General features: G+C 59.0%; 10 protein-coding genes and 1 pseudogene. 4 read left to right on the top strand and 7 right to left on the bottom strand.

Annotated elements, in window-relative coordinates:
• Both VL598_RS10080 and VL598_RS10085 read left to right on the top strand, forming a co-directional pair.
• Positions 1-184: YhjD/YihY/BrkB family envelope integrity protein (locus VL598_RS10080; protein ID WP_325326571.1), on the top strand; the 184-nt coding region annotated here is incomplete at its 5' end.
• 340 nt (positions 185-524) lie between these two features.
• Complete coding sequence (locus VL598_RS10085) at positions 525-1,709, top strand: porin (protein ID WP_325326580.1); 1,185 nt, start codon at positions 525-527, stop codon at positions 1,707-1,709.
• Positions 1,710-1,905: 196 nt separating this feature from the next.
• On the opposite strand, the gene VL598_RS10090 is transcribed toward VL598_RS10085, so the two are convergent.
• The 7 genes and pseudogenes from VL598_RS10090 to VL598_RS10120 all read right to left on the bottom strand — a co-directional run bounded on the left by VL598_RS10090 (position 1,906) and on the right by VL598_RS10120 (position 9,153).
• Complete coding sequence (locus VL598_RS10090; protein WP_325326572.1) at positions 1,906-2,352, bottom strand: HU family DNA-binding protein; 447 nt, start codon at positions 2,350-2,352, stop codon at positions 1,906-1,908.
• Between the two features lie 207 nt (positions 2,353-2,559).
• Positions 2,560-4,665 (bottom strand): phosphocholine-specific phospholipase C, encoded by a 2,106-nt coding sequence (locus VL598_RS10095; RefSeq protein WP_325326573.1) that lies wholly within the window; start codon positions 4,663-4,665, stop codon positions 2,560-2,562.
• A 234-nt stretch (positions 4,666-4,899) separates the two neighbouring features.
• Entirely contained in the window at positions 4,900-7,008 is a 2,109-nt protein-coding gene (locus VL598_RS10100; RefSeq protein WP_325326574.1) for a phosphocholine-specific phospholipase C, read from the bottom strand.
• A gap of 146 nt (positions 7,009-7,154) precedes the next feature.
• A complete protein-coding gene (locus VL598_RS10105) occupies positions 7,155-7,412 on the bottom strand; it encodes a hypothetical protein (RefSeq protein WP_325326575.1) in 258 nt (85 codons plus the stop codon).
• Positions 7,413-7,776: 364 nt separating this feature from the next.
• A pseudogene (locus VL598_RS10110) lies at positions 7,777-7,938 on the bottom strand (UTP--glucose-1-phosphate uridylyltransferase); the annotation flags it as partial.
• A 572-nt stretch (positions 7,939-8,510) separates the two neighbouring features.
• Entirely contained in the window at positions 8,511-8,801 is a 291-nt protein-coding gene (locus tag VL598_RS10115; protein ID WP_325326576.1) for an H-NS histone family protein, read from the bottom strand.
• A gap of 67 nt (positions 8,802-8,868) precedes the next feature.
• Positions 8,869-9,153 carry a hypothetical protein gene (locus VL598_RS10120; RefSeq protein ID WP_325326577.1) on the bottom strand — a complete coding sequence of 95 codons (285 nt, stop codon included), beginning with the start codon at positions 9,151-9,153 and terminating at the stop codon, positions 8,869-8,871.
• A 542-nt stretch (positions 9,154-9,695) separates the two neighbouring features.
• Here VL598_RS10120 and VL598_RS10125 point away from each other — a divergent pair.
• The gene (locus VL598_RS10125) at positions 9,696-10,265 is read left to right on the top strand and encodes a TetR/AcrR family transcriptional regulator (protein WP_325326578.1); all 570 of its coding nucleotides are present in this window, start codon (positions 9,696-9,698) and stop codon (positions 10,263-10,265) included.
• 269 nt (positions 10,266-10,534) lie between these two features.
• Positions 10,535-10,780, top strand: coding sequence for a hypothetical protein (locus VL598_RS10130; RefSeq protein ID WP_325326579.1), 246 nt, complete (start codon positions 10,535-10,537; stop codon positions 10,778-10,780).
• The last annotated feature ends 218 nt before the right edge of the window (positions 10,781-10,998 follow it).

Raw genomic sequence — 10,998 nt, forward strand, 5'->3', positions numbered from 1 at the left:
CCTTACCCACGCCGGCATGGCCAGTGCGTTCGGCGCAGCCGGTTCGTTGGCTGTTTTGCTGATGTGGCTGTACTTTTCAGCAGCGGTTTTGCTTTTCGGCGCGGAATTCGCGGCAGCGCGCGGTCGGCGAAACAAACCGGCGGCTGGCGCCACGCGTGCCGGCGCTCGCGCCTCGACACCGTAATCGGCGGCACTTGGCGCCGTGACTGCACAGAAAGTGTCGGATGAATACTGGGCGCCGCAGGCATAACCACGGCGCACAACCGTCGTTTTTATGACATCCGCTATGGAATGGATAGTGGCCCGGAAGCACCGACGGCGAACCGGCTGTAATCGCCAAAAATGCCGCCTCTGAAGCCGATCTCGCACGCGTCGAGCGCCGAGCACTCGGCCGCAATGCGATCTTTCACTACTGTTACGTTTTGGCGACACTTTGTTTTTTTTCCAATCGTCGCAAAAACATCAATGAGCTATTCTGCGTTTCGCAACACCAAATAACTAACACTCTTCCGCGTGGAGAAATGATGAAAAAGATCGCATTGTCGACTCTCTCGCTTGCGTTGATGGGTGCTGCGGGTGCCGCGCACGCACAAAGCAGCGTGACGCTGTACGGCATCATCGATACGTCGTTCACCTATGTAAATCACGTCAACGGTAACAACAGCCTGTATTCGATCAGCAATACTAACGCGGGCGACCTCTCCGGCTCACGTTGGGGCTTGAAGGGCACGGAGGACTTGGGTGGTGGGTTGTCGGCGATCTTCCAATTGGAAAATGGCTTCGATCCGGGCAACGGTAAGCTCCAACAAGGCAGCCGGATGTTCGGCCGTCAAGCGTTCGTAGGGTTGCAGAGCAACCAATACGGTACGGTAACCCTCGGCCGTCAATATGACCCGAGCGTCGACCTCGTACAGGCCATCACAGAAGACAACTATTTTGGCAGCGCTTTTGCGACGCCGGGTGACGTCGACAACTACGACAACAGTTTCCGCGTCAGCAACGCGATCAAATACCTGTCGCCTGTCTATGCCGGCTTCCAAGTAGAAGGCATGTATGCGTTTGGCGGTGTCCCAGGCTCAACCGGTCAAGGTATGACGTGGGCGCTCGGAGCGGCCTATAACAACGGCCCCATCGCTTTGGCAGCGAGCTACGTGAATACGAGGAACACGAACCCGACGGGTACGGCTTTGAAGCGTTCTAGCTGGACGAGCACGTCGGACGGTCCGTTCGATACGTTCAACTCTGCTAATCCGACGGTTAACTTCGGCTACCAGACGGCAAACGCAATCAAAATTGTTCGAGTCGCGGGGCAATATACGCTCGGCCAGTTCACGCTCGGTGCAAGCTTCAGCAATGCGCTTTATACGGCAGACGGCTTCTCAACCTTCGCGTCGACCCAAAAGTACAACACCGCCCAGGGTTTCGTGAACTACCAACTGACGCCGGCTATGCTGCTCGGCTTGGGATATAACTACACGCACGCAAGCGGCGATACCAACGCGTCATACAATCAAGTTTCAGCAGGCGCCGACTATAGCCTGTCGAAGCGGACCGACGTGTATCTGGTCGGTGCTTGGCAACATGCAAGCGGCAACCAGGGCGACGCCAGCGGCGGTTCGGTTCCCGCAGTGGCCTCCGTCGGCTCGTACGGCTACGGCGGCACAAGCACACAGTTGCTCCTGAGCGTGGGCCTGCGCCACAAGTTCTGATACTCAGCACTGCTAAGCAGCGCGCAAAAGCCGAAGGCTTGCCCTTCGGCTTTTTTTCTCTCGTGCGGCCCCACGGGTGCGTGCACGCCAGCGGAAATCTAAGTCACGCTTAGCCTGTACACGAAGAAAACCCCGCATCGCTGTACAGCAATGCGGGGTTCTTCATTCAGTGACGCACACAACGCTGGAAAGCGTCTTAGGCGGCCGCCGCGTCCTTCAGCTTCTTCAGCGCACGTGCCTTGATGCGCACGCTGGCCGGCTTCGCCGGGAACCAGCGCTCTTCGCCCGTAAACGGATCTTTGCCGAAGCGCTTCTTCTTCGCCGGAACTGCTTGCACCACGATCTTCAAAAGGCCGGAAAGCGTGAACTCGCCAGCGCCCTTTTTATGCACGGAGCCAAGGATCGTGTCTTCAAGCGCAGCGAGCACGGCCTTGACCGATTTCGGCTCGACAGCGGCACGTTCTGCAAGGTGGGCAGCCAGCGAGGCCTTCGTGAAGGTGTCCTTGATCGGCGTCGCTACGCCGGACGCCTTCACGGCGACCTTCTTAACTACCGCCTTCTTGGCGGGCACTTTCTTCGCAGCTACCTTTTTTGCCGGTGCGGCTGCAGCCTTTTTCGCAACCTTCTTTGCGGAAGTCGACATGTTTCTCCTACCTGTTGGTCGTTGAACGCTTCGAAGCACGCGCTCCAGCGCAGCTTCAACGCCGGATTCTACAAGCGCCGCGCAACTCCATGCATCTTTTTATGCGTTCGGGCCGTCTTCGAGGCAGGAAAACGTTGCGCACGCCAAACTATCTGCACTGCTTTGCCCGTTGTTTTGCCTACGGTTGGATCGATAAAGCAGCATCGCTTACGCCGTGCCGAATGCAGGATCGCTCATGCTGCTGCGTCCAGTCTCGACGTGACCGGCCAACGCTCTTTCGAATAGAGGATCGGTATCGACGCTGATCCGCAAGTCGTACCAGCTGTAGGACGGACGCAAGTCGAAATACACGTCGGCAACGTTTCCTCCCGCCACGCTTCGCTCAATGCGAGCACCATCGTACCCATTCACGATAGAAAACACGCAAGCCGACGTACCCAGGTTATGCAATCGCACCTCGATGCAACCGTTGGCTACGTCATAGACCTCCGTCACTTCGGGCACCGCCACGTCCGAGCCCCACCAACGAACGTGCACAGCTTTGCCCTTGAAGCGGCGCAGGAAGCCGTTCGGACCATGAATCGCGTAGCGATAACTACCGTCCGCGTCCAACGCTAGCGGGTCGTCAAATCGCTCTTTCGCTCCAACCGTATAGGCACGAGGCGGGTCACCGCTCGTCAGCCGGTACACAAGAAACGCCGCCCCCACGTCACCGTTGTTGACCCATTCAAGGCTGAGTACCCCCTCGTCGCGTCGCGCGCGCCCCAGTACGAAGAGCTCATAGGGCAAGGCGCGTGCCGGACGCAGGCCGGGCTCCTGACTCGGCAACGTCTGGGCTAGCGGCGGCAGCGCAAAGTAACTGAAATGCCGCTGCCGATCGGGCGGAACATAGCCTTCGGTGGACGGCAACGGCGGAACCGTGACATTCGGATTGGCGAAATCGAATGCACGTGTGAGATCGCCGCATATCGAGCGACGCCACCGGGTGATGTCGGCTTCGCGCAGCACCGCTTTGCCGGCGAAGCGCCTTTCGATGAAGCGGATGATCGACGTATGATCGAACGTCTCGGAGCACACCCAGCCACCCTTCGACCAAGGCGATACGACGATCATCGGCACGCGCGGGCCCAATCCGTACGGGCCCGCCATCTTGCCAGGGCCGCCCCCAAAGAATTCGTTCGTTGTATCGACGCTCGAGCGGCCCGTCGCATCGGACCATGGTGCAAACGGTGGCGCCACATGATCGAAGAAGCCGTCGTTCTCGTCATAGGTCACAAATAGTGCCGTCTTGCTCCACACGGCGGGATTCGACGTCAGTACCTGCAGCACCTGATCGATGTACCAGGCACCGTAGTTCGGCGGCCAGTTCGGATGCTCCGAATAGGCCTCCGGCGCGACGATCCACGATACCTGCGGCAGCGCTCCATTCTGCACATCGCGCTTGAGGACATCGAAATACCCCCCACTCACCGCCACGTTAGTGCCCGTGCGGGCATTGTCGTAAAGCGCGTCGCCCGGCTGCGCGTTGCGGTATTGATCGAAGTAAAGCAGCGCGTTGTCGCCGTAGTTGCCGATGTAAGCATCCTCGGACCCACCCCAGGCGCCATTCGCGTCAAGCCCCGCGCCGATATCCTGATACACCTTCCAGGAAATGTTCGCGGCCTGCAACAGTTCCGGGTACGTCGTCCATGAATAGCCCCGCTCCGCATTGTCGATGGCGGGGCCGCCGCCCGTGCAGTCGTTGCCGATCCCCCCGGTCCACAGGTAGTAGCGGTTCGGATCAGTGGACGACATGATCGAGCAGTGATATGCATCGCAAATCGTAAACGCGTCCGCAAGTTGATAATGGAACGGAATGTCATCGCGCGTCATGTAGGCCATCGTCGTCGGGCCCTTCGCCGCGATCCATTGGTCATAGCGGCCACCGTTCCATGCCCAGTGTGTCGTCGACCAGTCGTGCAGCATGCCTTGCATGAACTGCATGCCGAGATTCGATGCGCTCGGGCGAAACGGCAGAATTTGCCCGACGCCTGCGACCAGCGGTTGGAACCAAACCGGATTGCCGCTCGGCAGTGTGATGACGCGGCGGTCACCGTACCCGCGAACGCCGCGCAGCGTGCCGAAATAATGATCGAACGAGCGATTTTCCTGCATGAGGATCACGATATGCTCGACGTCCTCGATGCTGCGCGTTGCATCGTAAGCGGGAATCGCCAGCGCATTGCGAATACCGGCGGGCAGAATGCCCATTGCGGCGGCGCCTGCGGCTTGGGCGGCGGCGCGTAAAAAGGCACGGCGGGTTATTGAGTTCATGTTCGATTCGCTCGGGCAGGAAGTAGCGCTTGCCAGCGCATAGGCGCCGATGGTGCAAACGGGTCTGTCGAGAAACGAACGAAGTTATGGACCAGCCGCGCCTCGATTTCAATGCGAAGGGGCCGTGTTAGAGAGGAAGATCAGGAAAGGGAACGCGAATGCGGGCCGTGCTGAGCGCAATGCGCGGTGCAAGGGCTCGCCCGCATGGACGAGCCCCACGCACGGAGAAAACGATTACGTCGATGTGCCCAATGCCGGATCGCTCATGCTGCTATGGCCGGTTTCAACGTGACCTGCAAGCGTTCTTTCGAACGAAGCATCGGTATCGACGCTGACGCGCAGGTCGTACCAGCCATAACACGCGCGCAAATCGACGTACAGGTCCACGCTTTGTCCACCCACCACCTTGCGCGTGACCGTCTTGCCGTCGTAAGCATTCAAGATCGAAAAGGTGCAAGCCGAGGTACCCAGGTTGTTCAGGCGCAACTCAATGTTTCCATTGGCGACGTCATAGGCTTGCGTCACCTCAGGCTTTGCTCCGACATTGTTTGAAGAATGCGGCACGGTGGTGCCCGCAAACCCGCGCACGAATCCGTTCGGACCGTGTACGGCGAATCGATAGCTGCCGTCCGCATTCACGGGCAGTTCGTCGTTGATGCGTTTTTTCGCTTCGACGGTATAGGCGCGGGGCGCATCGCCAGTCATCGGCTGATATGCAAGAAATGTGGCCCCAGCGTCCCCGGTGTTGACGAACTCGAGTTGCAGCGTGCTTTTTTCTGTTTGCGCATGCGCGCGAACAAAGAGCTCATAAGGCAGCGCCCGGGCGGGTCGGATGCCGGGCTCTTGGTTCGGCATGGACTGAGCCGTTGGCGGCATTGGCACGTAGTCCGGATGGCGTAGTTGGTCGGGTGGCGCGTAGCCGCTCGTATCCGGGAGCGTCGGGAAGCTGGCGTTCGGATTGGCGAAGTCGAATGCGCTCGTGAGATCGCCGCATACCGCGCGGCGCCATGCCGTGATGTTGGCTTCGCTAAGGTCATGCGTGCCGCCAAAGCGCTTTTCGATGAAGCGAATGATCGAGGTATGGTCGAACGTCTGCGAACACACCCAGCCGCCTTTCGACCAAGGCGAGACGACGATCATCGGCACGCGCGGCCCCAGGCCGTAGGGCCCTGCCGCATATTGGCTGTTGCCCGCGAAGTATTCGTTCGTAGTTGGGACCGTCGAGCGACCCGTCGCATCGGACCATGGCGCAAACGGCGGCGCCACATGGTCGAAGAAGCCGTCGTTCTCGTCGTAGGTGATCAGCAACACCGTCTTGCTCCACACCTCGGGATTTGAAGTCAGCGCCTGCAGCACTTGATCGACGTACCAGGCGCCGTAGTTCGCGGGCCAGTTGGGGTGCTCGCAGTACGCTTCGGGCGCGGCAATCCACGATACCTGCGGCAGCGTGCCGTTTTGCACGTCGCGCTTGAGCTCGTCAAAGTAGCCCCCGCTGACCGCCACATTGGTGCCGGTGCGCGCATTGTCGTAAAGCGGTGTACCCGGCTGTGCATTGCGATATTGGTCGAAGTAAAGCAGCGAGTTGTCGCCGTAGTTGCCGATGTAAGCATCTTGCGTCCAACCCCACCCGCCATTCGCGTCAAGCCCCGTGCCGATGTCCTGATACACCTTCCACGAAATACCCGCGGCTTGTAGCACCTCTGGATAGGTCGACCAAGAATAGCCGGCCTCTGCATTGTCGAGAACGGGACCACCGCCGCCGCCATCGTTGCCTACCCAGCCCGTCCACATGTAGTACCGATTCGGATCGGTCGACGTCAAGGTCGAGCAGTGATATGCATCGCAAATTGTGAACGCGTCCGCAAGTTGATAGTGGAACGGAATGTCTTGTCGCGTGAGGTAGGCCATCGTCGTAGTGCCTTTTGCGGGCACCCATTGGTCATAGCGGCCGCCATTCCATGCCGTGTGCGTCGTCGTCCAGTCATGCGGGAGGTCCTGCAGGAACTGCAAGCCGAGATCGGGCGCGCTCGGATGAAACGGCAAGACATAGCCTGCGCCGGCTGCCGTCGGTTGATGCCAGACGGGCTGCCCATTGGGCAGCGTGATGGTGCGGCGGTCACCATAGCCGCGCACGCCGCGCAGTGTGCCGAAGTAGTGGTCAAACGAGCGATTCTCCTGCATCAGGATCACGATATGCTCGACGTCTTCGATGCTTCGCGTCGCATCATGAGCGGGAATCGCCAATGCATTGCGAATGCCGATGGGCAAAACGCCCATCGCAGCGGCAGCGCCGGCGGCCTGGGCGGCAGCGCGCAAAAAATCACGACGACTCGTGTAAGTCATATTGAATTCGATTTGAACAGGTCAAAGTGGAACAAGACGGCGTTGCGTAAAGCCACGCACGCTGCGAGATACCGCATAACCGAGGCGTCAATAGAAATGACCGCGAAAACGCGCCGGTGCTATCGACGATCGGTGAACTGCAAAACTCAATCGGCGGAATGCATGACCGGGGGCAACAACGCATGTGACGCGCTCGCCGTGTTGCCGTCGATCGCGAAACCTTGTGCGAGGCCCTGTGTGGTCAATCCGCTGCCCGGCCGATCATCGGCGTGAGCACCCGGCAGCGTGGCGGCATATTCCTGCGCTTGGGACGCCGAGCCCTTTACCTGATCTTTGTCGTCATCGCTGCACGCTGTCAGTACGAAAGCGGCGCATGCCAACGGCATCCAGACCGGGGCGATCAAACCCGCAATCCGCAAACGTTTGCCTAAGCGCGCAGCATCACCCCTGGAATAAACCATTGACAATTGACACCCCCTCCCGTTATCGGGATCCAATGCCGTCGCGATACGTCCATTGACTCGCCTTTAACGTGCCAATGCCAGCTGGGTAAGTAAATAAGCATAGAACTGAAACGTGTCGGATTGATGAAGGACGGTAACGACAAAACGCATCGTGCTCAATTCGTCACGGAGGATACGAGCGGCTAAAAAAAAGGCTTTGCGAAGTGAGCCGAATGCCGTGCCCCCACTCGGTCCTTAAAAAGTGGAGCACCCAGGAGGGGTGACAGCGCGCGCTCGAGCGCATGCCGCATTTTCGGTGGAAGGATCAGATTCCCAATCGAGCCGCATGGTCTCGCAGATAAGCGCCAAACGAATTGCCGATCTCAGGATGCCGCAGCGCAAATGCGACGGTCGCTCTCAGGGAGCCAAGCTTGCTGCCGCAATCGAAACGCTTGCCGTAGTACCGATAGGCGAGCAATGTTCGTTGGAAGTCATTGCAATAATTGAGCAATCCTAAGGAACCCGCAGACCACAGGCGCTCGATTTCATCGCGATACGCAGAAGGACGGCGGCAAGAATCGGCAGCCCCGTGACTCCGCCGATCCAACGCAAACCCAAGAGACGGCTTTGCTGGGTGACCTGTCATTCGAAGACGCTAACATGAAAAAAAATGACAATAATTCGTTGGCGCCCACGAGCGAGCAGCCTGTCGGCATAAAAGGGGGAGCCGGCTAATTTGCGCTTTCCAGTTGCGAATGAGGTGCAACGATGACGCAGAGCAAACGTGGCAGGACGCTCGGCTCGTCAGGCGGGCGAGCGCAGCGTTTGCCTTGAGGTTCTTCTAGTTTTACGCAGCCGAAATGCCGTCGCCCGCCTCATCGACAAGGCACATGTCGATACCGATAGTCTGCTGGTCACGCTCGTCATGCAGATTCGATCGACGCCGTGATACGCGCAGTAGGCAGGAGCGCCTTTTCGTCATCGACGCCCGCGTCCGTATCGTAGATGGCGTTTTGCACGCCTTCGAAGCCATCTCGCGCCTAAAGTATTGCGCGTGAATCAATCCTTGATCAGAAACCGATCCGGTCGTTTGCCAAGCCATAACGGTTTGCGTCCCCGACCGGTCCAGGTCTGTCCCGTCTTCGGGTTACGGTACTTTGCCACCGATTCTCCCGAATCAGCTTTGCGAGGCCGTTTCGCTGCGAAACCGAGCTCCTCGGCCGTGATGCCATACTCCGCGATCTGCTCCTTGATTTGGGCTATGGCCGCGACCATTTCCTTTTCACGTGCCACGTGCATTTGCGCCTGCACTTTGGCCAGTTGTTCGGTGAGCTGCCTGTACGTCGCCATAAAGAATCGCCTCCGTTGGTGATTTCAATAAGTACAGCCATGACCGATCGCAGAGCAAAAGTGCAACCTACTGCTGCGTCTGCGCCCGGCAAGCAAAAAGCAGATTACGCTGCCCCCGATTGGTGGACTGTTCGACGATGTCGAAATCTCCCCCACAGATGCCGCGCGCCTGTTCCAGACACGGTGCCGCAGAACCTTCAGCAGGGCATTGGACCAGCGTGGTGGGCCGTCCATCCTTGGTAAAAAGCGGCGCGCTGCTGGCGCAGCCCGCGAGGATGGAACACAGCACAATGGCGCAAACCGCACACTTTGCCGCGCGCTCCCCAACGTTCAAAAACAGCATGGGTTTCATCGGAATGAATCCTTCATTCTTTTTCGAATGGCCGGAGTATGCCATGCCGCTGGCACTTCACTGCAATACTGATGCGAGGCGGTCTCTTTTACAACCTGCGGACACCGACAGCTCAACACACCGGATACGGTTGCCACGCGCGGGTGCCTTTTTGACCCGGGCGGCATGGAGCTATCGACATGCTACCCGGGGCAGCCGCACAATGTTATGTGATATTTCGCAACATCGGACGGGAGCCCAGTCATTCGTTCGGATCGGGTCTAGCGTCACAGTCGAGCTCGTCGCGAGACATGGCGGCACTGCGCGAGATAAAAACGGCCGTTCGCACAATTGATTATAGGGGCTTGATTTTACGGCGCGCTTCGATTTGAATGGCAAAGGTTCATCGCCGCGAATTGAGAGACTACGCGGCAACCGATCGAAAGTCGCCTGCCGGCGGGGAAGCATCTTTTCGAGATGTTCATTTTCTCTGTAGAAAGCAAGCTCGGCGGACGGGTTCGACGCGAGAACGCACAACTTTCACATTATTCAGCGAGCCCACAATGAGCGAGAAAAAGAAGGCGCTGGTCGAAACCGCCACACGGTTATTTTCACGGTTCGGCATTCATGCGGTTGGCATTGACCGCATCATCGAGGAATCGCGCGTGGCGAAAATGACGATGTACAAGCATTTTCCGTCGAAGAACAAGCTGGTCGTCGAGGTGCTCAACCAGCAGGGCGCTGCGCGCAATGCGGGCGTCACCGCGGCAGCAGCACCGCACACCGACGTGCACGACAAGATCGGAGCCGTTTTCTCGTGGCACGACGCATGGTTCCGCTCTGAATCGTTTGTGGGCAGCATGTTCATTCATGCGGCAGCTGAATTTCATGCCGAGGACAACGAAATTCTTTCCACCGCCGCCGCGCAGCGGCGCTCATTCGTGCAGATGCTCGAACACATGCTCGGAGAACGATTTGAGAGCGAGACGGCCGCTCGGCTCGCCCGACGCTGCGCGCTCCTGCTCGACGGCGCGACGCTTGCGCGCCAGTTGTGCGGGCGCCACGATGCGGCTCGCGACGCCTGGGAGATGGCTCAGGCTCTCATCGATAATGAGCGTCTGGATACAGCCTGAGTGAGCGTGTCGGCTGGCAAGCCTCTCGAGAGCAGAGTCCAGCGCGCGAACACGAACGCTGTTGCGAGAGTCGCCTGTGCCTAGCGAAAAGGCGCGGATGCCCGCGCACTTCGCGCTACACTGGCCGTCCGCAGTGTGCTGCCGCGGCCTGTGCCGCATACCCGCGCGATGATGGCAGCTTTATGACAGCGAGGACGATTCGGGTTTTATCTGTTCGCGCTGAAGCCGGCGCCCCAATCGCTTGACTTTACGACTTGAGGATAGACTCGATGCGCACTACCCGTTCTTCCGGAGCCATGTCCCTGCTCACCGAAATCGACGAAGCCAGCGGGCGAGAAGTCCGCTCTCTTCGGCTCGAAGCCGCGGAAGACGGCAAGAGCATTCTTCTAATCGAAATCGACGAGCGCAAGCCAGGCATTCACCGGGAGATGCGCTACGAAATCACCGCGGCGGAACTAATCGCCGCGATCCGCGCACACGGGGCTGAATTGTCCGGGGAGCAGCACGCGAAGTAGCACCTTCGATGCATTGGACAGTGCACTACTGAAATGCGGGCTGCATACGCAGCCCGCCGCGGACGCTAAGTAGGCGACGCGTCAAGCGTACCCGCGAAAGCTCGCACACAGCCGGAACACCTCTTCCGAAAGCGGAATGGTTTTCGCCTTGCAATAGCGTGTCGCGAGCTTCATCAGCTCCTTCATATCGCGGCCGCTCGCCTTCGGATAGGCGACGC

The organism is Trinickia sp., from assembly GCF_035492435.1.
In the GTDB taxonomy this organism is placed as follows: Bacteria; Pseudomonadota; Gammaproteobacteria; order Burkholderiales; family Burkholderiaceae; genus Trinickia.

Coding starts and splice junctions, on each gene's coding strand:
- VL598_RS10120 (WP_325326577.1), bottom strand. CDS start 9,153: ATGAAACCCATGCTGTTTTTGAACGTTGGGGAGCGCGCGGCAAAGTGT.
- VL598_RS10090 (WP_325326572.1), bottom strand. CDS start 2,352: ATGTCGACTTCCGCAAAGAAGGTTGCGAAAAAGGCTGCAGCCGCACCG.
- VL598_RS10085 (WP_325326580.1), top strand. CDS start 525: ATGAAAAAGATCGCATTGTCGACTCTCTCGCTTGCGTTGATGGGTGCT.
- VL598_RS10100 (WP_325326574.1), bottom strand. CDS start 7,008: ATGACTTACACGAGTCGTCGTGATTTTTTGCGCGCTGCCGCCCAGGCC.
- VL598_RS10125 (WP_325326578.1), top strand. CDS start 9,696: ATGAGCGAGAAAAAGAAGGCGCTGGTCGAAACCGCCACACGGTTATTT.
- VL598_RS10095 (WP_325326573.1), bottom strand. CDS start 4,665: ATGAACTCAATAACCCGCCGTGCCTTTTTACGCGCCGCCGCCCAAGCC.
- VL598_RS10115 (WP_325326576.1), bottom strand. CDS start 8,801: ATGGCGACGTACAGGCAGCTCACCGAACAACTGGCCAAAGTGCAGGCG.
- VL598_RS10130 (WP_325326579.1), top strand. CDS start 10,535: ATGCGCACTACCCGTTCTTCCGGAGCCATGTCCCTGCTCACCGAAATC.